The organism is Saccharothrix saharensis (assembly GCF_006716745.1).
In the GTDB taxonomy this organism is placed as follows: domain Bacteria; phylum Actinomycetota; class Actinomycetes; order Mycobacteriales; family Pseudonocardiaceae; genus Actinosynnema; species Actinosynnema saharense.
On sequence record NZ_VFPP01000001.1, the window covers coordinates 5,623,844 to 5,645,063 of the forward strand.

Annotated in this window: 23 protein-coding genes; 13 read left to right on the forward strand and 10 right to left on the reverse strand. The window is 72.1% G+C overall.

Translation table 11 applies throughout. The features are described from left to right. Positions 1 to 16: 16 nt before the first annotated feature. The 3 genes from FHX81_RS25240 to FHX81_RS25250 form a co-directional block, all read right to left on the reverse strand. On the reverse strand, positions 17 to 664 hold the full coding sequence (locus FHX81_RS25240; protein WP_246107966.1) for a DUF1707 SHOCT-like domain-containing protein: 648 nt from the start codon (positions 662 to 664) through the stop codon (positions 17 to 19). Between the two features lie 63 nt (positions 665 to 727). Further along, positions 728 to 895, reverse strand: coding sequence for a DUF397 domain-containing protein (locus tag FHX81_RS25245; RefSeq protein ID WP_141980478.1), 168 nt, complete (start codon positions 893 to 895; stop codon positions 728 to 730). A gap of 17 nt (positions 896 to 912) precedes the next feature. Further along, positions 913 to 1,749 carry a helix-turn-helix domain-containing protein gene (locus tag FHX81_RS25250; RefSeq protein ID WP_141980480.1) on the reverse strand — a complete coding sequence of 279 codons (837 nt, stop codon included), beginning with the start codon at positions 1,747 to 1,749 and terminating at the stop codon, positions 913 to 915. A gap of 95 nt (positions 1,750 to 1,844) precedes the next feature. On the opposite strand from FHX81_RS25250, the gene FHX81_RS40765 reads away from it, so the two are divergent. Further along, the gene (locus tag FHX81_RS40765; RefSeq protein WP_170232172.1) at positions 1,845 to 2,018 is read left to right on the forward strand and encodes a hypothetical protein; all 174 of its coding nucleotides are present in this window, start codon (positions 1,845 to 1,847) and stop codon (positions 2,016 to 2,018) included. On the opposite strand, the gene FHX81_RS25255 is transcribed toward FHX81_RS40765, so the two are convergent. Further along, entirely contained in the window at positions 2,006 to 2,986 is a 981-nt protein-coding gene (locus tag FHX81_RS25255) for a Gfo/Idh/MocA family protein (RefSeq protein ID WP_141980481.1), read from the reverse strand. The two genes, FHX81_RS40765 and FHX81_RS25255, sit on opposite strands and share 13 nt — an antisense overlap. An 81-nt stretch (positions 2,987 to 3,067) precedes the next feature. On the opposite strand from FHX81_RS25255, the gene upp reads away from it, so the two are divergent. Beyond that, the gene (upp, locus tag FHX81_RS25260) at positions 3,068 to 3,694 is read left to right on the forward strand and encodes a uracil phosphoribosyltransferase (RefSeq protein WP_141980482.1); all 627 of its coding nucleotides are present in this window, start codon (positions 3,068 to 3,070) and stop codon (positions 3,692 to 3,694) included. Between the two features lie 234 nt (positions 3,695 to 3,928). Here the strand turns inward: upp and FHX81_RS25265 are convergent, their stop codons facing one another. Then, positions 3,929 to 4,756 (reverse strand): NmrA family NAD(P)-binding protein, encoded by an 828-nt coding sequence (locus FHX81_RS25265; RefSeq protein ID WP_141980483.1) that lies wholly within the window; start codon positions 4,754 to 4,756, stop codon positions 3,929 to 3,931. Positions 4,757 to 4,953: 197 nt separating this feature from the next. Here FHX81_RS25265 and FHX81_RS25270 point away from each other — a divergent pair, with 197 nt between their 5' ends. After that, on the forward strand, positions 4,954 to 6,264 hold the full coding sequence (locus FHX81_RS25270; RefSeq protein WP_141980484.1) for a glycoside hydrolase family 18 protein: 1,311 nt from the start codon (positions 4,954 to 4,956) through the stop codon (positions 6,262 to 6,264). Positions 6,265 to 6,328: 64 nt separating this feature from the next. On the opposite strand, the gene FHX81_RS25275 is transcribed toward FHX81_RS25270, so the two are convergent. Beyond that, positions 6,329 to 6,922, reverse strand: coding sequence for a TetR/AcrR family transcriptional regulator (locus tag FHX81_RS25275; protein ID WP_141980485.1), 594 nt, complete (start codon positions 6,920 to 6,922; stop codon positions 6,329 to 6,331). A gap of 75 nt (positions 6,923 to 6,997) precedes the next feature. On the opposite strand from FHX81_RS25275, the gene FHX81_RS25280 reads away from it, so the two are divergent. From FHX81_RS25280 to FHX81_RS25300, 5 genes are all read left to right on the forward strand, one after another. Further along, a complete protein-coding gene (locus tag FHX81_RS25280; protein ID WP_015105038.1) occupies positions 6,998 to 7,204 on the forward strand; it encodes a type II toxin-antitoxin system VapB family antitoxin in 207 nt (68 codons plus the stop codon). Positions 7,205 to 7,614: 410 nt separating this feature from the next. Next, positions 7,615 to 7,998 (forward strand): type II toxin-antitoxin system death-on-curing family toxin, encoded by a 384-nt coding sequence (locus FHX81_RS25285; RefSeq protein WP_077009934.1) that lies wholly within the window; start codon positions 7,615 to 7,617, stop codon positions 7,996 to 7,998. Between the two features lie 95 nt (positions 7,999 to 8,093). Beyond that, positions 8,094 to 8,477: a MerR family transcriptional regulator gene (locus FHX81_RS25290; RefSeq protein WP_141980487.1), complete on the forward strand. Its 384-nt coding sequence runs from the start codon at positions 8,094 to 8,096 to the stop codon at positions 8,475 to 8,477. Positions 8,478 to 8,521: 44 nt separating this feature from the next. Further along, a complete protein-coding gene (locus FHX81_RS25295) occupies positions 8,522 to 9,466 on the forward strand; it encodes an aldo/keto reductase (RefSeq protein ID WP_141984125.1) in 945 nt (314 codons plus the stop codon). 64 nt (positions 9,467 to 9,530) lie between these two features. After that, positions 9,531 to 10,460, forward strand: coding sequence for an aldo/keto reductase (locus tag FHX81_RS25300; RefSeq protein ID WP_141984126.1), 930 nt, complete (start codon positions 9,531 to 9,533; stop codon positions 10,458 to 10,460). Here the strand turns inward: FHX81_RS25300 and FHX81_RS25305 are convergent. Further along, the gene (locus tag FHX81_RS25305; protein ID WP_141980489.1) at positions 10,457 to 10,909 is read right to left on the reverse strand and encodes a flavodoxin family protein; all 453 of its coding nucleotides are present in this window, start codon (positions 10,907 to 10,909) and stop codon (positions 10,457 to 10,459) included. The genes FHX81_RS25300 and FHX81_RS25305 overlap by 4 nt on opposite strands. A gap of 123 nt (positions 10,910 to 11,032) precedes the next feature. Here FHX81_RS25305 and FHX81_RS25310 point away from each other — a divergent pair, with 123 nt between their 5' ends. Next, positions 11,033 to 11,365 carry a hypothetical protein gene (locus FHX81_RS25310; RefSeq protein ID WP_141980490.1) on the forward strand — a complete coding sequence of 111 codons (333 nt, stop codon included), beginning with the start codon at positions 11,033 to 11,035 and terminating at the stop codon, positions 11,363 to 11,365. Between the two features lie 18 nt (positions 11,366 to 11,383). Here the strand turns inward: FHX81_RS25310 and FHX81_RS25315 are convergent, their stop codons facing one another. The 3 genes from FHX81_RS25315 to FHX81_RS25325 all read right to left on the reverse strand — a co-directional run bounded on the left by FHX81_RS25315 (position 11,384) and on the right by FHX81_RS25325 (position 15,597). Continuing rightward, a complete protein-coding gene (locus FHX81_RS25315) occupies positions 11,384 to 12,997 on the reverse strand; it encodes a phospho-sugar mutase (protein WP_141980491.1) in 1,614 nt (537 codons plus the stop codon). Next, entirely contained in the window at positions 12,994 to 13,824 is an 831-nt protein-coding gene (locus FHX81_RS25320; RefSeq protein WP_211363558.1) for a purine-nucleoside phosphorylase, read from the reverse strand. The genes FHX81_RS25315 and FHX81_RS25320 overlap by 4 nt, the downstream gene beginning before the upstream one ends. Before the next feature lie 96 nt (positions 13,825 to 13,920). Further along, positions 13,921 to 15,597: a serine/threonine-protein kinase gene (locus FHX81_RS25325; RefSeq protein WP_141980493.1), complete on the reverse strand. Its 1,677-nt coding sequence runs from the start codon at positions 15,595 to 15,597 to the stop codon at positions 13,921 to 13,923. A gap of 102 nt (positions 15,598 to 15,699) precedes the next feature. On the opposite strand from FHX81_RS25325, the gene FHX81_RS25330 reads away from it, so the two are divergent. The 4 genes from FHX81_RS25330 (at position 15,700) to FHX81_RS25345 (ending at position 21,087) form a co-directional block, all read left to right on the forward strand. Further along, positions 15,700 to 17,472 (forward strand): methylmalonyl-CoA mutase family protein, encoded by a 1,773-nt coding sequence (locus FHX81_RS25330; protein ID WP_141984128.1) that lies wholly within the window; start codon positions 15,700 to 15,702, stop codon positions 17,470 to 17,472. Beyond that, positions 17,469 to 19,688, forward strand: coding sequence for a methylmalonyl-CoA mutase (scpA, locus tag FHX81_RS25335; RefSeq protein WP_141980495.1), 2,220 nt, complete (start codon positions 17,469 to 17,471; stop codon positions 19,686 to 19,688). The genes FHX81_RS25330 and scpA overlap by 4 nt, the downstream gene beginning before the upstream one ends. Next, on the forward strand, positions 19,681 to 20,670 hold the full coding sequence (gene meaB / locus FHX81_RS25340; protein ID WP_141980497.1) for a methylmalonyl Co-A mutase-associated GTPase MeaB: 990 nt from the start codon (positions 19,681 to 19,683) through the stop codon (positions 20,668 to 20,670). Before scpA ends, meaB begins: the two co-directional genes overlap by 8 nt. An 87-nt stretch (positions 20,671 to 20,757) precedes the next feature. Continuing rightward, complete coding sequence (locus tag FHX81_RS25345; RefSeq protein ID WP_141980498.1) at positions 20,758 to 21,087, forward strand: superantigen-like protein SSL4; 330 nt, start codon at positions 20,758 to 20,760, stop codon at positions 21,085 to 21,087. Positions 21,088 to 21,220 lie beyond the last annotated feature (133 nt).

Genomic DNA, 21,220 nt, shown 5'->3' on the forward strand with positions numbered 1-21,220 from the left:
CGCCGTTCCGGTGCGCTCAGCCCTCCAGCTCGTCGTGGGCGCGACCCTTGAGCTTCTTCTTCTTGGGCCGCCGCACCTCGACCGCGCCCATCATCGCGAACCCGGTGATCTTCACGACCGGCCCGCCGGGGATCGTCGGCGCGCCCTTGTGGGTGGCGTCCTCGAACGCGCCCATGAAGCCGAAACCGGACACCTGCACGGTGACGTCCTCCGGCACGATGATCTCCACCGCGCCCATCAACGCGTAGGCGTTGATCGTCGTCTGGCCCTGCGCGAAGTTGGCCCGCGTCAGGTCCAGCTCGACACCGCCCATGACGGCGACCGCCGTGTGCGTCGGCGGCACGACCCACTCACCCCGCCGCTCCACGCCCGACCAGAACGCGAACGACACACCGGAGCCCGGCGTGCCGCCGATGCGCGAGGCCGGGGCGTGGTGCTGCAGCGGCACGGGCATCACCGACGGCGCGGGCACGCCGAGGTCGGCGGTCAGCGGCACCAGCTCGCCGTAGGTCTTGGCCGCGTACACCGCCGCCAGGCGTTCGTCCAGCTCGTGCAGGTCGAGCCGGCCTTCGCCGTGTGCCTGTTGGAGCACCTGGGCGACCTTCTCGCGGTCGGCGTCCGAGGCGCGCATCTGACGGGGGTCCGGGACCAGCTCGTCGCTCACCCGGGTGAGTCTAGGAGTCCGCGCCACCGGATGGTGCGGTTCGGCGCACGACCACGTCGAGCATCACCGTGCGAAGACCGACCAGTCGACCTTGCCGACGAGGAGGACGGGCCCGTCGGGGTTCTTCGAGTCGCGGACGGCGGTGCGGTCGTCGACGCGGGCGACCTCGACGCAGTTGGCCTGGCTGCTGCTGCGACTGCTCTTGCGCCACCGGACGTTGGTGAGGTCCATCGAGTGCACTCCCCGCATCACGTCGACTTGCCGATGAGCTTGGCGATCAACCCGAGCGATTCCTCGGGAGGGAGCGCCATGGCACACAGCGTCTGCCAGGCAAGCCTAGCCGAGTCGATGTACCGGGCTTCCTCCAAGAACGTGCTCGTGTGGCGGCTCTCGACGTAGACCAGGCTCGGCTGATCGGTGAACTCCAGCCGCAGGAAGGGACCTTCCAGGCCGGGGTGGGCGACGCTGTCGAAGGGCACCACCCGGACCGTGACGTTGGCCCGGCTGCCCATCACCATCAGGTGCTGGAGCTGGGAGCGCATCATGCCGGGGTCACCCAGCGGTCGCCGGAGCACCGCCTCGTCCATCAGCAGGTGCACCACCGCCCGGCCGAGGATCACCTGCCGGCCCATCCGGGTGGCGACCAGCGCGTCCAACTCGGCGTCGGACAGACTGCCGCCGCCACCGCGGATGATGGCGCGGGCGTAGTCGGGGGTCTGGGCGAGGCCGGGGATCAGCAGGGGCTCGTAGTTGTAGAGGGCGGTGGCCTCCGCTTCGAAGCCGATGAGGTCCTTCCAGTTGCCGGGCAGCTTGCCGTGGATGGCGTGCCAGTTCCGGTGTTCGCCGGCGCGCACGAGGTCGACCAGTTCTTGCCGCAGAGCGGCCGGCGCGCGCAGGTAGCCGAGGATGGCCGCGACCTCGTCGGCGCGCAGCCCCCGGTTGCCCGTCTCCATCCGGCTGATCTTGCTCTCCGAGCAGCCGATCGCGTTGGCCACGTCCGCGCAGCTCAGGCCCCTGGCCAAGCGCAACGCGCGCAGTTCCGTCGATACCCGCCGCTGCCGGACGGATGCCCCCTTGCGTGTCATGGCGCGACTGTTCCGCCTTGCCACCGGGGCACGAAAGCCGTGTCACCCGAAGGGGAGCGTTGCGGGACCGCGGCGCAAGACGCCACCGTTCCGGCGTGGAGAAGAGCTGGGAGATCAGCGGCGCTGCCGCCGACTGGACGATGACCGTCTCGATCGTCGGACTCGGGGGCGCCGACCTGCCGCAGCCCGACTTCGACGGTCTGGTCGAGCACTTCCGCACGGTGATCGACCTGGCTGAGGCGCTGTGGCAGTTGCGTCAGGTCGGTTGACGCACCGGCAACCCGGCGGCGCGGTAGATGTCGTCGACGACCCGCATCGTGGCCACCGCGTCGTCCGCCGTCGTCGGGAACGGCCTGCCGTGCAGCACGGCGTCGGCGAACGCCTCCAACTGGTACTCGTAGGACGGCCGCCGGTCGAACCGCTCGACCCGCCGGTGGCCGTTCAGCTTCACCGCGAGCCGGTGCCCCAACTGGGGGGCGAACGGGTTGAACACGCGCAGTTCACCGTTGGCACCCAACACCTTCGCCGACAGCCTCAGCAACGACCGCGACCACATCGACGCCACCACGGTCCCGGTGTGCCCGGCCGGGAACTTCAGCTCCGCCCGCATCGCCCGGTCGACGCCGTCGCCCTTCAGCAACGCCCGCGCCGACTTCACCTCCGGCTCGCCACCGAGGTAGCGCACCATGTTCACCGCGTAACAGCCCGCGTCCATCAACGCCCCACCGGCGAGCTCCAGCGAGTACCGGATGTCGGAGAACCTCGGCAGCGGGAACGCCAACCGCGCCTCGACGTGCCTCAGCTCGCCCAGCTCCGCGACCACTTCCGGCAACCGCAACGCCAACGGGTGGTAGCGGTAGTGGAACGCCTCCATCACCACCAACCCGCTGCCCTTCGCCGCCTCCGCCACGGCTGCCGCTTCGTCGGCGTTGGCCGCGAACGGCTTCTCGCACAACACGTGCTTCCCCGCCGCCAACGCCGCCAGCGTCCACTTCCCGTGCAACCCGTTGGGCAACGGGTTGTAGACCGCGTCCACGTTGGGGTCGTCCAACAGCTCTTCGTAGCTCTCGTGCACCTTGGCGATCCCGAACCGGTCGGCGAACTGCCGCGCGCGCTCCGCATCCCGCGCCGCCACCGCCGCCACCTCGACCGACGCCACCGACCGCCCCGGCTTCACCAACGCAGCCGGCACGATCCGCGCCGCCCCCAACACCCCGATCCGCACGTGGTCGGCCATGTCACTTCGTTACCCCCGGCGGCACGTCGTCAACCCCGGAGCCACCGGGCGTCGGCCGGGGCTACCACATACTGTTCGACCATGGACGTCCTCGTTGTCGATCACCCACTGGCCAGGGCGCGGCTGACCACCATGCGTGACGCCCGCACGGACAACGCGGCGTTCCGCGCCGCGCTGCACGAGCTGACCGTGATGCTGGTGTACGAGGCCACGCGCGACCTGCCCGTGGCCGAGGAGCGGGTGCACACGCCCGTCGCCCGCACCACCGGGTACCGCCTGGCGAACCCGCCGCTGCTCGTGCCGGTCCTGCGGGCCGGTCTCGGCATGGCCGACCAGGCGCACAAGTTGATCCCGGACGCGCAGATGGGCTTCGTGGGCCTGGCCCGGGACGAGGAGACGCTCCAGCCGACGCCGTACATGGAGTCGCTGCCCGACTCGCTCGCCGGCCGGCCGGTGTTCGTGCTGGACCCGATGCTCGCCACCGGCGGTTCGATGGCGTACACGATCCGCCTGCTGACCGACCGCGGCGCGACCGACGTGACGGCCATCTGCGCCCTGGCGGCCCCCGAGGGCATCAAGCACCTGGAGGACTCCGGCCTGCCCGTCCGCCTGATCACCGCCAGCATCGACGAACGCCTGAACGACTCGGGCTTCATCGTCCCCGGCCTGGGCGACGCCGGCGACCGCCAGTACGGCGCCGTCCACTAACCCCGCGAGTGTCGAACGCTCAGGTCCCGAGTGTCGAACGCTCAGGTCCCGAGTGTCGAACACTCAGGCCCCGTGAGTCGAACGCTCAGGTCCGAGTGTCGAACCTTCGCGTACCCCGAATTCAACGTCCAGGTCACCAACCGCCGTCCTGAGCGTTGAATTCGGGGGTCCTGAACGTGGGACACGGTGGACGCGAGTGTTCGACACGCGGGACCTGAGCGTTCGACACTCGGGTTAGGTCAGGGTGGCGGCCCAGGTGGACAGGGTGCGGCCCGGGTGGCCCGTCACGGCGGTGAAGTCGGGCGTCACGGCGGCCGGTTCCTCGGCGTGCTGGGCCATGTACCCGAGCAGGTACTCGGCCACGTCGTAGGGCAGGCCCTCGTCGCGGATCAGGGTGGCGCGGGCCTGGCCGTAGGTCAGGCGCTCGAACCGGATCGGGCGGCCCAGGCCCCGGGCGATGGCGGCCACCTGCTCGACGTGCGTCAACGCCTCCGGCCCGCTCAACGTGTACGCCCGCCCGGCATGCCCCTCGCGCAGCAACGCCCGCACCGCGACCTCGGCCACGTCGTCCTCGTGCACCGGTGCGCCCACCGACTCCGGGAACGGCGCCCGCACCACGCCCTCCTCCTTGATGCTGCGCGCCCAGATCAGCTTGTTGGCCATGAACTCACCCGGCCGCACGTGCGTCCACTCCACCCCGGACGCCTCGATCACCCGCTCCACGTCGTGGTGCAGCTCGTAGCTCCCCGGCCGCCGCACGGTCACCGCGCTGCTCGACAGGTACACCACCCGCCGCAGGTCGGGCGCGTTCGCCAGGAACGCCCGCGCGTGCGCCACCGCGTCCGGCGACTCGATCGCGGCCAGCAGGAACACCGCCGTCACACCCGTCAGCGGCAGCTCGTCCGGCCGCGTCAGGTCACCTCCCACCACCTCCACGCCGTCGGGCAGCACGGCCCGCGCCGGGTTGCGCGTCAACGCCCGCACCGGCACCCCCGCCGCCGCCAACTGCCGCACGACCGCGCCTCCGATCGTGCCGGTCGCCCCCGTCACCAGGATCGTCACGAACATCCCCCTCACCGGTTACTCAAACTTGAACAGCGCCGAAGCTAGCGCGATCACCACCCACCGCGCACATGCAAGAATTTGCACAAAACGCGAGGGGAATTCGTGTTACCGGATTCGGCCGAACGGACGTAGCAGTGGTCTAGACCTCATCACTACCGTGGTCCAGACCACAGCCGAAGTTCGCGAGGAGAAGCATGTCGAGCAGGAGATGGGTGCTCCCCGCCCTCCTGGCCACCGCGATGACCGTGTCGCTGGCCCCGCAGGCGGTCGCGCACGGCGAGCACGACGAACGCGGCGGCCACGGCGGCCACGGCAGGTCCGAGCGCGTCGTCGGCTACTACACCCAGTGGAGCGGCTACGACCGCAACTTCCTGGTGCGCGACCTGGTCGCCAACGGCACCGCGCCGCGGCTCACCCACCTCAACTACGCCTTCGGCTTCCTCGACGAGTCCGGCAAGTGCGTCAGCGCCGACCCGTGGGCGGACTACCAGCGGCCGTTCAGCGCCGAGCAGAGCGTCAACGGCGTCGCGGACGTCGCGGGCCAGCCCCTGTCGGGCAACCTGAACCAGCTCAAGCAGCTCAAGGCGAAGTACCCGAAGCTGCGGATCAACATCTCGCTCGGCGGCTGGACCGGTTCGAAGTACTTCTCCAACGCCGCCCTCACGCCCGAGTCGCGCGCCGCGCACGTGGCGTCGTGCCTGGACATGTGGCTCAAGGGCAACCTGCCCGACGCCGCCCCCGGCGCGGCGGCCGGCGTGTTCGACGGCGTCGACCTCGACTGGGAGTGGCCGTCGTCCGAGGCCGCGCCCGGCAACGTCGTCCGCCCCGAGGACAAGCGGAACTTCACCGCCCTGCTGGTGGAGTACCGCAAGCAGCTCGGCAAGCTGACCTGGCGCACCGGCGAGCGCTACGACCTGACCGCGTTCCTGCCCGCGAACCCCGCGCAGGTCGACCGCGGCTTCGAGGTGAAGAAGGTCTTCGACCTGCTGACCTTCGCCACGATCCAGGGCTACGACTACCACGGCGCGTGGGAGCCGCTGACCAACCAGCAGTCCTCGATCCGCACGCCCGCCGCGGACCCGACGACGCCGCCGTTCAGCTCGCAGGTCGCGATCGACCACTACCTGCGCAACGGCGCGCCGAAGAGCAAGGTCGTGCTGGGCGTGCCGTTCTACAGCCGCGGCTGGACCGGCGTCCGCAACGAGGGCAACGGCCTGTTCCAGCCCGCCACCGGCCCCGCGCCCGCGACCTACGAGGCCGGGTACGAGGACTACCGGATCCTCAAGGCCCAACTGGGGAAGTTCACCGTGCACCGGGATGCCAAGGCCGGGCACGCGTGGTTGTTCGACGGCACCACGTTCTGGACCTGGGACGACCCGGTCGAGATGAAGCGCAAGGGGCGCTACGTGGCCGAACGGCGCCTTGGCGGCGCGATGATCTGGTCGCTCGACGGCGACACCGCCGACGGCGAGCTGATCAAGGCGCTCACCAGCGGACTGTCCTGACAAGGGGCAGTCCACGGGGTCCGGGGAGGTTTCGCGGCGGCCACCTCCCCGGGCCCCACCTTTTTCACGTCACGCGCCAACCGTCCGCGTGCGCACGCAGCGCGCGCTCGTAGACGGGAGCGATCTCCACGCCCGGTGGCAGGTTGCCGTTGAGCTCGAGGCTCACCAGGCCGTGCACCATGCCCCACATCGCCAGCGCGATCCGCTCCGGCGGCTCCGACGCGAACAACCCGGACTCCACGGCCCGCCCGACGTCCCGCACCACCGGCAGGAACGTCTGCACGGCGGCCTCCTTCGTCTCGTCGGACGGCTCGAAGTTCGGCACGACCTTGCTGAACATCACCAGGTAGAACTGGGGGTCGGCCAGGGCGCTGGCCCGGTAGGCCAGGCCGATCTGGACGAGGTCCTCCACCGGGTCGTCGGTCTGCGGCACGCTCGCGATGCGTTCACCGAATCGGCGGAACGCCTCCTCGTACACGGCGTTCAGCAGCGCGGGCTTGCCGCCGAACAGCGAGTACACGGCGGTGGTCGAGGTGTTGACATCCGCCGCGAGCCTGCGCAAGCTCAGAGCGCCGGGGCCTTCGGTGGACAGCAGTTCACCCGCCCGCTCGAGCAGCCGGCCGCGGAGCGCGTCGTCGTGTGTCTTCGGTCGTGGCACCGGGGCATCGTATCGCAACGCTGTTATAATTCGCGGTCTGGTCATAGTGGTATCAAGTTGGTACCGTCATTTCCCATGGCGATGACTCTGCGTCTGAGCGACGAGGAGAACCGGCGGCTCGACGAACTCGCCGCCGCCGAGGGCCGTTCGAAGCAGGAGGTCGTGCGCTTGGCGTTGGCCGAGCGGTGGGCCAGATTGCAGAAGGAGGAGCAGCTGTCCGAGGTCCTCGGACGCGTGCTCCCCAAGTACCGGGGCCTGCTCGACCGCCTCGGCTCCGCCTGACCGCCGACCCCTCCCGGTTGCGGGATCCCGCACCCCTGTGCGACCGGTCGACTACTCCCCGCCCACACCCCGACACCTTCGGGTGATCGCACCGCCGTGCCCTCGCCGTTCGAACACATGTTCGATACGATCCATCCATGCAGCTCAACCGCCGCACGCCCGGTCGTTCACGGGCTTACCTCTGTGAACGTCCACGATGGTCCGGAGCGCACCGGTATGGTGCGCCGTTGAAGATCGGGCTGCGTCCGGGTTGCGCTTCGGTGCACAACGCGGCCGACACCATCCTCGCCGCCGGTCGGGCGGGGAGGCGAAACGGACCTGAGGGGGTGGGTGGTGGCGCCGGAGACGTCCCGGATGCGGCGTGGCCGCGCCGGAGTCCCCGCCCCGCAGGACAGGGAGCGCGTCAAGCAGTGGTCAACTACCTCGACGCCGGCGACTTGCTCGTGCTGGCGACCGCCGTCACCGGCGGGGATCTGGTCGTGCGCGACTTAGGTCTCCTCGACTCCGCAGCCCATCGCCCCAGGGCCACCGTGCTGGGAGTCGAGGCCTACGACACGCTCTGGCTGAAAGCTTCCGCGTTGCTCGACTCCATCGTCCGCACGCGCCCGTTGGCCGAGGGCAACTGGCGGCTGGGCTGGGTCGCCGCCGTGACGTTGTGCGACATCAACGGCTGGTGGATCGACGCGGAGGAGGACGAGGCGCTCGACCTCGTGCGCGCGCTGGGCCGGGAGCAGATCGACGTCGCCGGCATGGCAGCCCACCTGGAGGCCTGGAGCATGCCCAAGGACGACTAGCGCGGCCCTCACGCCCGGCGGATCGCGTGACGACCTCACCGGATGCGCCGAATCGGGTTGACCTGGAGCGCACTCCAGCTCCTACCGTCGACACCGTGACTTACTCGATCGCCCAAGCGGCCGAGCGCAGCGGGTTGTCGATCGACACCCTGCGCTACTACGAACGGATCGGCCTGGTCGACCCGCCCGCCCGGGACTCCGGCGGGCGGCGCAACTACAGCGACGACGACCTGGGCTGGCTCGTGTTCCTGACCCGCCTGCGCACCACCGGCATGCCCATTCGCATGATGCGCGAGTACGCGCAGCTCCGGCACCGCGGCGCGGCCACCGCGGGCAGGCGCAAGCAGATGCTGTTCGAGCACCGCGCCTCCGTCCGCGCGCGCATCGCCGAGCTCCAGTCGTGCCTGGAGGTGCTCGACTACAAGATCACGCACTACGAGCAGATCGAGCACACGTTCATCGAGGGGATCACCGCGTGAGATCGTTGGGGGAGCTGCGGGTCGGCGCACAGGGCCTGGGCTGCATGGGCATGAGCCAGTCCTACGGCGTCGGGGACGAGGCCGAGTCGATCGCCACCATCCACCGGGCGCTCGACCTGGGCGTCACGCTCCTGGACACCGCGGACGTCTACGGCGGCGTCACCCGTCCGGGCACGGCCGACGCGAGCGGCGTGGGCGCGAACGAGGAGCTGGTGGGCCGGGCGGTCGAGGGCCGCCGCGACGAGGTCGTGCTCGCGACCAAGTTCGGGCTCGCCGACCCCGACCGCAGGCCGCGCGGCGACGCGGCCTACGTGAAGCAGGCCGCGGAGGCGTCGTTGCGCCGCCTGCGCACCGATCACATCGACCTCTACTACCAGCACCGCGTCGACCCGGACGTGCCGATCGAGGAGACCGTGGGCGCGATGGCCGAGCTGGTCGCCGAGGGCAAGGTCCGGTACATCGGCCTGTCCGAGGCGGGCGCGGAGACGATCCGGCGGGCGCACGCCGTGCACCCGATCGCCGCCCTGCAGAGCGAGTGGTCGCTGTGGACGCGCGACATCGAGGCGGAGATCGCGCCGACGTGCCGCGAGCTGGGCATCGGCATCGTGCCGTTCTCGCCGCTCGGCCGCGGCTTCCTGACCGGCCGCCTCACGTCCGTCGCCGACCTGGGCGAGGACGACGCGCGTCGCACCATGCCCCGGTTCGCCGAGGAGAACTTCGCCCGCAACACGGCGATCGTGGACGCGCTGCGCGCGCTGGCCGCCGATCGCGGCGTCACGCCCGGTCAGCTCGCCCTGGCGTGGGTGCACCACCAGGGCGAGGACGTCGTGCCGATCCCGGGCACCAAGCGGGTGAGGTACCTGGAGGAGAACGTCGCCGCCGCCGACCTGGAGCTCGGCGCCGAGGAGCTCCGCGCGATCGAGGCCGCCGCGCCGGCCGTCGCGGGCGAGCGGTACCCGGCGGAGTTCCTGAAGCTCTCGAACAGGTAGGGGGAAGACCGTGGAGAACCGCTGGTTGGGCGCGTTGGAGGTCAGCGCGCAGGGCTTGGGCTGCATGGGCATGAGCGACTTCTACGGCCCGGGCGACGAGGCCGGCTCCACCGCCACCATCCACCGCGCGCTGGACCTGGGCGTCCGGTTCCTCGACACGGCCGACATGTACGGGCCGTTCACCAACGAGGAGCTGGTCGGCCGGGCCGTCGAGGGCCGCCGGGACGAGGTCGTGCTGGCGACGAAGTTCGCCATCGTCCGCGACCCCGGCGCGCCCCGGTCCGAGTGGGGGCTGCGCGGCGACCCGGCCTACGTGAAGCAGGCCGCGGAGGCGTCGTTGCGCCGCCTGCGCACCGACCACATCGACCTGTACTACCAGCACCGGGTCGACCCGAAGGTGCCGATCGAGGAGACCGTCGGCGCGATGGCCGAGCTGGTCGCCGAGGGCAAGGTGCGCCACATCGGCCTGTCCGAGGCGGGCGCGGAGACGATCCGGCGGGCGCACGCCGTGCACCCGGTGGCGGCCGTGCAGACCGAGTGGTCGCTGTGGTCGCGCGACATCGAGGACGAGGTCGTGCCGACGTGCCGCGAACTGGGCATCGGCATCGTCGCGTACTCACCGCTGGGCCGCGGTTTCCTCACCGGCCGGTACACCTCGAAGGACGACTTCGCGGCCGGTGACTTCCGGCTGGTCGGCCAGCCGCGGTTCGCCGAGGAGAACCTGGCCCGCAACCTGGCGCTGGTCGAGTCGCTGCGCGAGGTGGCGCGCGAGCACGACGTGACGCCGGGGCAGATCGCGCTGGCGTGGGTGCACCACCGGGGCGCGGTGCCGATCCCGGGCACCAAGCGGGTGAAGTACCTGGAGGAGAACGCCGCCGCGGCGGACCTGGAGCTGACCGAGGCCCAGCTGGCCCGCATCGCCGCGGCCGTGCCGCCCGACGCGGTGGCCGGCACCCGCTACCCGGCCGAGGTGATGCCCTCGCTCGGCCGTTAGAGCGTCAACGTGGCCGCGACGGTGGCGCCCAGTTCCCGGCACCGGGCGCGGGCGTCACCGTCCGGCGCGCCGGACAGCGCCACCGTCTCCACCACGGCCCGCCACCCCAACCCGCCCGTGATGTCCCGCAACGCCTTCACCGCGCCCTCCGTGCCCAGGTTGCCGTGCACGTACGCCCCGAACGGCCGACCGCGCGTGGCGTCCAGGCAGGGGTAGTAGACGGTGTCGAAGAAGTGCTTCAGCGCGCCGCTGATGTAGCCGATGTTGGCGGGCGTGCCGAGCAGGTAGCCGTCGGCTTCGAGCACGTCGGACGCGGTCGCGGACAACGCGGGCCGCCGCACCACCTCGACGCCTTCGATGTCCGGGTCGGTCGCACCCCCCAGCACCGCCTCGAACAGCTCCTGCATGGCGGGTGACGGCGTGTGGTGCACGATCAGCAGGCGGGGCACGCGGCCCAGGTTGCCGCGAACGGCACGGCACGGCAACCGCTCGTGTAGCAAGATCTACAAGGGGCGCGCGGGAACCCGCGGGGCCGTCGCGCGTCCTCAGTAGTAGTGACACGGGAGGGAGTCATGGAAACTCGCAGCATCGCCACGATGAAGCGGAACCGGCGGATCACCTGGGGCGCGGGTGTCGGCATCGGGGTCGGGCTGATCGGCCTGCCGCTCGTCTTCATCGCCCTGTGGCCGGGGGTCGACCACAGCCCGTGGGACGTCAACACGATGATCCTCGCGACCGGCGTCGCGCTGTGCACGACCAGCTACATCTCCGGCCGCATCTCCGTGGCCGCCGTCACGCAGCACCGCCCGCGCCCGGTGAGCCCGCCGACCCGGCGCCCGTACCTGGTGGTCGGCGGTTCGCTCGTCGTCGCCGTGCTGTGCCTGCTGCTCGCGCTGGCGTCGTGACCGTCGGCGCCGCGACCGTCAGCTGAGCAGCTCGGACACCTGCGCGCGCAGCTCGGCCAACCGGGTCCCGGCCCGGTCCCGGGCGGACGGCAGGTCGTCCGGCACCGGTTCCACGACCTCCAGGTACGCCTTCAGCTTCGGCTCGGTCCCGGAGGGCCGCACGACCACCCGCACGCCGTCCCGGGTGAGCCGCACCACGTCGGCACCGGGCAGCAGGTCCTCGAACGCGAAGCCCTCCGGCGGCTGGGCGCGCAACCGCGCCATCAGCGCTCCGATCCGGCTCAGGTCGGTGAACCGCAGCGACACCTGGTCGGTCAGGTGCAGCCCGTGGTCGAGCGCGAGCTGGTCCAGCGCGTCCAGCAGCGTGCGGCCCGAGGCCTTCAGCCCGGCCGCCAGGTCGCACGCCACCACGGCCGCCGAGATGCCGTCCTTGTCGTTGACGGCCGCCGGGTCGACGCAGTTGCCCAGCGCCTCCTCGTAGGCGAACACCAACCCCTCGCCCGCCCGCACCAGCCACTTGAACCCGGTCAACGTCTCCGCGTAACGCGCGCCGTGCGCCGCCGCGATCGACCTCAGCAACGACGACGACACGATCGTGGTCGCCACCAACGGGTCGGGGCTGTCCGTGGTGGACAGCACGAGCGAACCCAGCAGCACGCCGGTCTCGTCGCCGCGCAGCATCCGCCACGACCCGTCCCGCTCCCGCACGCCCAACGCGCACCGGTCCGCGTCGGGGTCCAGCGCGATGGCCAGGTCGGCGTCCTCGGCCGCCGCCAGCGCCAGCAACCGGTCCGCCGCGCCCGGCTCCTCCGGGTTCGGGAACGCCACGGTCGGGAACGCCGGGTCCGGCACGGCCTGCTCGCGCACCACCCGCACGTCGGTGAACCCGGCCCGGCGCAACGCCTCGACCGCCGTCGCCCCGCCGACGCCGTGCATCGGCGTCAGCGCCACGCGCAGGTCGCGGGCCGTGCCGCGGGGCAGTGACGCGACCCGTCGCAGGTACTCGTCCACCTCGGCGTCCGACACCGGCAGGTGGTCGTCGGACGACGGCACCGACACGGCCGCCGGCACGCCCCGGATCGCCGCCTCGATCTCGCGGTCCTCCGGCGGCACGATCTGCCCGCCGCCCGCCAGGTACAGCTTGTAGCCGTTGTCGGCGGGCGGGTTGTGCGAGGCGGTGATCTGCACGCCCGCCACCGCGCCGTGCCGCTTGACCAGGAACGCCAGCACCGGTGTCGGCAGCGGGCCCGGCAGCACCCGCACGGTGAAGCCGGCGGCCGCCAGCACGCCGGCCGCGGCGGCCGCGAAGCCCTCCGACCCGTGCCGCGCGTCCCGGCCGACGAACACCGTGCCGACGTGCCCGTTCGCCTTGAGCCACGCGGCGAGCCCGGCCGTGGTGCGGATGACCACGGCCCGGTTCATGCCGTTCGGCCCGGCCCGCACGGGACCGCGCAGCCCCGCCGTGCCGAAGGTCAGCGGCCCGGCCATCCGGTCCGCCAGCTCGTCGGCCGCGGCGGTGTCGCCGCCCATGGCCCGCGCCACCACGGTCTGCAACTCCAACCGGGTGTCGGGGTCGGGGTCGTCGGCGATCCAGCGGAACGCGGCGTCGCGCAGGGCCGGGGCGAGGGTCATGCCCGCGTCACCAGCTCGGCCCGGGACACCAGGTCGCGCAGCAGCGCGCCCATCCGGCTGGCCGCCGCCTGGCCCGCTTCCAGCACCTCTTCGTGGTTGAGCGGCTCGCCGGTGATGCCCGCGGCCAGGTTGGTCACCAGGGACAGTCCGAACACCTCGACGCCCTCCGCGCGGGCCGCGATGGCCTCCAGCACGGTCGACATGCCGACCAGGTCCGCGCCCATCGTGCGCAGCATCCGGATCTCGGCGGGCGTCTCGAAGTGCGGTCCGGGCAACCCCGCGTAGACGCCCTCCTCCAACGACGGGTCGATCTCCCGCGCGAGGTCGCGCAGCCGCGGCGAGTACAGGTCGGTGAGGTCCACGAACCGCGCGCCGACCAGCGGCGACGACGCGGTCAGGTTCAGGTGGTCGCTGATCAGCACCGGCTGGCCGACCGCCATGCCCTGCCGCAGCCCGCCCGCCGCGTTGGTCAGCACGACCGCGCGCACGCCGGCCGCCGCCGCCGTGCGGACGCCGTGCACGACCTTGGCCACGCCCTTGCCCTCGTACCCGTGCGTCCGGCCGAGCATGACCAGCACGTTCTTGTCGCCGACGCGCACCGACCGCACCGTGCCGCCGTGCCCGACGGCGGTGGGCGCCTCGAACCCGGGCAGCTCGCCCATGGGCACCTCGGCGGAAGCCTCGCCGATGAGGTCGGCGGCGGGTCGCCACCCGGACCCGAGGACGACGGCGATGTCGTGCCTGTCCACCCCGGTCCGCTCGGCCAACGCCTTGGCCGCGTCGGTGGCCAGGGCCTCGGGCGTGGTCTGCTCACTGATACCGGTCACGGCCGCGAGCCTAATGGCCGTCCGGTGGCGTTGCCCGCAGTGCTGCTCGGATGAGAGCAGCCCGGGACCTGTGGCACGAGGTGCGCGAAGCCCTGGCTAACCGCTCACCCTGAACGTGGGCGCGATGGTGTCGAACAGGCGGCTCCGGCCGGTTTCCTCCTGTTCCGTCGGCACGACGACCTCCACCACCCACAGGTCGTTGCCGCGCGGCAGGACCCGGGAGTAGCGGCTGCGGCGCAGGTCGGGACCCGGGGGGACGGTGCCGCGGGCCAGTGGGGTGGCCCGTTCCACGGTCCGGTAGCTGTACTGGACGGCCGGCTCCGGGCCGCCCGGTGGCAGCGCGTCGGTCGGTTCCAGGGCCTCGCCGAAGTACTGGTCCTCCGCCCACCGCGACCGCACCAGTCGCAGGTAGTCCTTGATCCGGTTCTGCTCGTAGTAGTCCGGGAACCGCTGCACGGTCACCTCGTACCACCCGTTGGGCGCGACCAGGTGCACCACCGTGCTGGGACCGAGCCCGTCGTTGGCGCGCTGCTCCAGGAAGCTCGTCCAGTCCGGTCCCACCTCGATGGTGAACTCCGCGCCCTGCTCGCCCTTCGCCGCCGCGGCCGCCGCGGTGGTCGGCAGCAGCGACGGCGTCTCGGTGATCGCGGGCGGCGACGGGGCGCTCTGGGTCGGTGGCGGCAGCAGCGGCGCGCCGGCCACCGTCCTGGTCAGCGCGAAGCCGGACACGCCGCCGATCGCGAACAGCACTGCCGCCGACAACGCCACCAGCACCGCCAACCCCGGCCGCCGGGTCAGCTCCCGCGTCACGGGCTCCCGCGGCGCGACCATGAACGGCAGCGGGCCGGGGTCGGCGGCCAGCGGGGTGTCCGGCGAGATCGGCGGCTTGGCCAACGCCGGCCGCACGATCTCCACCACCGGGCGGGTCACCGACGTCGCCGGGAACACGTCGGTGCCCGGCTCGGGCAGCAGCGGCCGCACCAGCCGCCGCACCTCCGCCAACGCGATCCGCTCGCCCGGCTCCTTCACCATCAGCCCCGCGACCACGTCGGCCAACGCGCCGCAGTCCGCCGCCGACGGCACGTCGCCGTGCACCACCTGGTTGATCGTCTGCAGCACGTTCGCGCCCTCGTACGGCTGCTGCCCGGTCATCGCCGCGAACAGCGTCGCGCCCAACGACCACTGGTCCGCCGCGGGGGACACCGCACCGCCCGCCGCCACCTCCGGCGCGATGAACGCGGGCGTGCCCAGCGTGATCCCGCGGCTGGTCAGCGTGGCCTCGGCGACGTTGCGCGCGATGCCGAAGTCGGTCAGCTTCACCCGGCCGTCGTCCGCGACCAGCACGTTGCCCGGCTTCACGTCCCGGTGCGTGATCCCGGCCCGGTGCGCGGCCCCCAGCGCCGCCGCCACCGCGTCCGCCACGACCGCGCCCTGCACGTCGGTCAGCGGGCCGCGCTGCCGCACCACTTCCGCCAGCGACTCCGACGGCACGAGCTCCATCACCACGTACGGGTCGCCGTCGGCCTGCACCACGTCGTACAGCGTGACCAGGTTCGGGTGCGCGAGCGCCGCCGCCGACCGGGCCTCGCGCAGCGTGCGCTCGCGGAGCACCTCGGCCTCGTCGTCCGGCGTGCCGGACGGGTGCAGGATTTCCTTCACCGCGACGTCCCGCCGCAGCACCTCGTCGTGCGCGGCCCAGACGGTGCCCATCGAGCCACGCCCCAGGACGTGCCGCAGGCGGTAGCGGCCGGCGATCAGTCGCTCCGATTCCACTGCGCCATCATTCACCAGCGTGGAAGACTGGCGTCTGCATCGTTCACGGCGGTGAACCTCACATAGCCGTCGTACTACTGGTGAGTAACACTGCGGAGCATGATGGAGCCGTCAGGCGAGTTGGCGCTGGCCGCCGAGTTCCCCACCCCTGACCGCGAGCAGTGGCTGGACCTGGTCCAGGGCGTGCTGCGCAAGTCGGGCGCGGACTTCGGGTCGCTGATCACCACCACCTACGACGGCATCGACGTCCAGCCGCTGTACACCGCGGCTGACCGGGTGCCGGACGCCGGTTTCCCCGGCCTGGCCCCGTTCACCCGCGGCGGACGGCCGCAGGGCGCGGTCGACGGGTGGGACGTCCGCCAGCAGCACCGGGTCGCCGACCGCGAGGCGGTCGTGGCCGACCTGGAGAACGGCGTCACGTCGCTGTGGCTCAAGGGACTCGACCCGGCCTCGTACGACGACGTGCTGGCCGACGTCCACCTGGACCTCGCGCCGGTCGTCGTGGACGCGGGCGCGGACTTCCTCGAAGCGGGCCGGGCGGTGCTGCGGGTGTGGGACCGGCGGCCGGTGCTGCCGAGCCAGGTCCGGGGCAACGTGGGCGCGGACCCGTTGGGCGTCCAAGCGCGCACGGGGCAGCCCGCCGACCTGCGGGCGTTGACCGACCTGATCGCCAAGACCCGCGAGTTCCCCGAGCTGCGGCTGGTCGTCGTGGACGGCCTGCCGTTCCACGAGGCCGGCGGCTCGGACGCGCAGGAGCTCGGCGCGTCCCTCGCGGCCGGGGTGGCGTACCTGCGGCACCTGACCGGGGCCGGGCTGGACGTCGCGCACGCCGTGCGGCTGCTGGAGTTCCGGTACGCGGCGACCGCCGACCAGTTCCTCACCATCGCCAAGTTCCGCGCCGCCAGACGACTCTGGGCCCGGGTCACCGAAGTCGCGGGCGCGCCGAGCCCGCAGCTCCAGCACGCGGTCACGTCGCCCGCGATGATGACCCGCCGCGACCCGTGGGTGAACATGCTGCGCACCACCGTGGCGTGCTTCGGCGCGGGCCTGGGCGGCGCGGACGCCGTCACCGTGCTGCCGTTCGACCACGCGATCGGCTCGTCCGACGACTTCTCCCGGCGCATCGCCCGCAACACACAGTCGTTGCTGCTGGAGGAGTCGAAGCTGGCCGGCGTGATCGACCCGGCGGGTGGCTCCTGGTACGTGGAGCGGCTCACCGACGACCTCGCGCACGCGGCGTGGGCGTGGTTCCGGGAGATCGAGGCCGCGGGCGGGCTGCCGAAGGCGTTCGACCTGGTCGGCGACCGGATCGCGGCGACCTGGGAGCAGCGGCGGCGCAACCTGGCCGACCGGACCGACGCGATCACCGGCGTCAGCGAGTTCCCGGACCTGGGCGAGCCGCCGGTGGTGCGCGAGCCCGCGCCCCGGGAGCCCGGCGGCGGATTGCCGCGGATCCGGTACGCGCAGGACTTCGAGGCGTTGCGGGACGCGGCCGACGCCGCGCCCGAGCGGCCCAGGGTCTTCCTGGCCACGCTGGGCCCGGTCGCCGCGCACACGGCGCGGGCCACGTTCGCGGCGAACCTGTTCCAGGCGGGCGGCATCGAGACGCCGAACGCCGGTCCGACCACGACCCCGGCCGACGTGGTCGCGAAGTTCCGCGAGAGCGGCGCGCGGATCGCGTGCCTGTGCGGCAGCGAGAGCGGCTACGCCGAACTGGCCGTGCCGGTCGCCCGGGCGCTGCGCGAGGCCGGTGCGGAGCGGGTGCTGCTGGCCGGCAAGGCGTCCGAAGCGGAGATCGACGAGTACGTGTTCACCGGCTGCCCGGCGCTAGAGGTGCTGGAGCACACGTTCGACGCGCTTGGAGTCCAGCGATGATCCCCAACTTCGCCGACGTCGACCTGGGCGAGCCCACCACCGCCGGCGACGCCGCGCGGTGGCAGGCCGCGGTGCAGGAGGCGACCGGCAAGGGCGTGGACGCGTTGACGTGGGAGACGCCCGAGGGCATCGGCGTCAAACCCGTCTACACGGCCGCCGACACCGAGGGCCTCGACTTCCTGGGCACCTACCCGGGCATCGCGCCGTTCCTGCGCGGCCCGTACCCGACCATGTACGTCAACCAGCCGTGGACCATCCGGCAGTACGCCGGGTTCTCCACCGCCGAGGAGTCCAACGCCTTCTACCGCCGCAACCTCGCGGCCGGGCAGAAGGGCCTCTCGGTCGCGTTCGACCTGGCCACCCACCGCGGCTACGACTCCGACCACCCGCGGGTGGCGGGTGACGTCGGCATGGCGGGCGTGGCCATCGACTCGATCTACGACATGCGCCGGCTCTTCGACGGCATCCCGTTGGACCGGATGAGCGTGTCGATGACCATGAACGGCGCGGTGCTGCCGGTCCTGGCGCTGTACGTGGTGGCGGCCGAGGAACAGGGGGTGGCGCCCGAGCAGCTCGCCGGGACCATCCAGAACGACATCCTCAAGGAGTTCATGGTCCGCAACACCTACATCTACCCGCCGCAGCCGTCGATGCGGATCATCTCCGACATCTTCGCCTACACCTCGCGGCGGATGCCGAAGTTCAACTCCATCTCCATCTCCGGCTACCACATGCAGGAAGCCGGCGCGACGGCCGACCTGGAGCTGGCCTACACGCTCGCGGACGGCGTGGAGTACCTGCGGGCGGGCCGGGACGCGGGGCTGGACGTCGACGCGTTCGCGCCGCGGCTGTCGTTCTTCTGGGCGATCGGCATGAACTTCTTCATGGAAGTCGCCAAGATGCGGGCCGCGCGGCTGCTCTGGGCGAAGCTGGTGAAGGACTTCGGCGCGCGGAACCCCAAGTCGTTGTCGCTGCGCACGCACTGCCAGACGTCCGGCTGGTCGCTCACCGCGCAGGACGTGTTCAACAACGTCGCCCGCACGTGCGTCGAGGCGATGGCCGCCACCCAGGGGCACACGCAGTCGTTGCACACCAACGCGTTGGACGAGGCGCTGGCGCTGCCCACGGACTTCTCCGCGCGCATCGCCCGCAACACCCAGCTGCTGCTGCAACAGGAGTCGGGCACCACGCGGGTGATCGACCCGTGGGGTGGCAGCGCGTTCGTCGAACGCCTCACGCACGACCTGGCGCACCGCGCGTGGTCGCACATCACCGAGGTCGAGGCCGCGGGCGGGATGGCGCGGGCGATCGACGCGGGCATCCCGAAGATGCGCATCGAGGAGGCGGCGGCGCGGACCCAGGCGCGGATCGACTCCGGTCGGCAGCCCGTGATCGGCGTGAACAAGTACCAGGTCGAGGTCGACGAGAAGATCGACGTGCTGAAGGTCGACAACGCCGGGGTGCGCGCGCAGCAGCTCGCGAAGCTGGTCCGGTTGCGGGAGGAACGCGACCCGGCGGCCGTGGAGCGCACGCTGGAGGCGTTGACGCGGGCGGCCGGTACCGACGGCAACCTGCTGGAGCTGGCCATCGACGCGGCGCGGGCCAAGGCGACCGTCGGCGAGATCTCCGAGGCGCTGGGCAAGGTGTGGGGCAGGCACTCGGCGCAGATCCGCACGATCACCGGCGTGTACCGGGAGGAGGCGGGGTCCGTGTCGAACGTCGAGCAGACCCGTGCGGTCGTGGAGGCGTTCGCCGAGGAGGAAGGGCGTCGGCCGCGCATCCTGGTCGCCAAGATGGGCCAGGACGGGCACGACCGCGGCCAGAAGGTGATCGCGACCGCGTTCGCGGACCTCGGCTTCGACGTGGACGTCGGCCCGCTGTTCCAGACCCCGGACGAGGTCGCGCGCCAGGCCGTCGAGGCCGACGTGCACATCGTCGGGGTGTCGTCGCTCGCGGCGGGCCACCTCACGCTCGTGCCCGCGCTGCGCTCGGCGCTGGCCGGGATGGGGCGCGACGACATCATGATCGTGGTGGGTGGCGTGATCCCGCCGCAGGACTTCGACGCGTTGCGCGAAGCCGGCGCGGCGGCGATCTTCCCGCCCGGCACGGTCATCGCGGACGCGGCGGGCGACCTGCTGCGCAAGCTGTCCGAGCAGCTCGGCCACGGTGCCGCGGACGGTGCCGCGGACGACGACCTGCCGGGACGAGATGGCTAGGCCGGTCGACGTCGGCGAGTACGCCAAGGGCGTGCTCGCCGGCAACCGCGGCACGCTCGCGCGGGCCATCACGCTGGTCGAGTCGACGCGCCCGGACCACCGCGCGTCGGCGCAGGAGCTGCTGGTCGAGCTCCTGCCGCACTCGGGTGGCGCGCACCGGGTCGGCGTCACCGGCGTGCCCGGTGTCGGCAAGTCCACGTTCATCGACGCGTTCGGCTCGATGCTGACCGAGCGCGGGCACCGGGTGGCGGTGCTGGCGGTCGACCCGTCGTCCACCCGCACGGGCGGCTCGATCCTGGGCGACAAGACCCGGATGGCCCGGCTCGCGGTCGACCCGGCGGCGTTCATCCGGCCGTCGCCGACGTCCGGCACGCTGGGCGGCGTGGCCAAGGCCACCCGCGAGTCGATCGTGCTGGTCGAGGCCGCGGGCTACGACGTGGTGCTGGTGGAGACCGTCGGCGTGGGCCAGTCCGAGGTCGCGGTGGCGAACATGACGGACTGCTCGCTGTTCCTGACCCTGGCGCGCACCGGCGACCAGCTCCAGGGCATCAAGAAGGGCGTGCTGGAGCTGGCCGACGTCATCGCGGTCAACAAGGCCGACGGCCCGCACGAGCTGGACGCCCGCAAGGCGGCGCGGGAGCTGGCGGGCGCGTTGCGGCTGCTGCGCCCGCCGGACGCGGTGTGGCACCCGCCCGTGCTGACGTGCAGCGGGCTGGACGGGTCGGGCCTCGACGCCGTGTGGCAGCAGGTCGTGCGGCACCGGGAGGCGCTGGAGGCGGCCGGTGAGCTGGCCGAGCGGCGGCGTCGGCAGCAGGTCGACTGGACCTGGGCGATGGTGCACGACCAGGTGCTGGCGGGCCTGCGGGCCGCGCCGGCGGTGCGGTCGGTGGTGCCCGAGGTGGAGCGGCAGGTGCGGGACGGTCGGCTGACGGCCACGTTGGCCGCCGAGCGGATCCTGGCGGCGTTCCGGCAGCACACGTGACGCTCGCTCACGGCACGTGAACGGATACCGGGTTGGATGACCACTGACAGTGGTATCCACGAAAGGCGATAGCTAGGCTTGGCGACCATGTGGCGATCTGTGCTCGCGGTGTGCCTGTTCGTGCTGGCCGGTGTGTTCACCGTGCCGGGCACAGGGGCCGCCGTGACGACATCGCCGCACCTCGCGGCCGTTCAGCCCACCGAGACGCTCGCGCCCGGTGGCACGATCCAGCCCGAGGGCACGGTGCCGCCCGGCCCGGACATCAACGCACCGCAGGAGCAGCCCGCACCCTCGTCGAGCGCCGATACCCGCAGGAAGTTGTGGATCGGTGGTATCGCGGTGCTGCTGTTCGCCCTCGTTTACTGGCGCAACAAGAAGCGGTGGTCGAAGTGGAAGGCCGGGCGCAAGTCCGGCTGATTCCCACTGGGTGGGAAGACCGGGGCGGCATGCGGTCGCCTTCTAGCATGACCTGCGCGGAGGCGCGGGCCGTGCGCGGCGTGATCGGTCTGACCGAACATCGAGCACCGCTTGGCGCACCCCCGCGACCGGT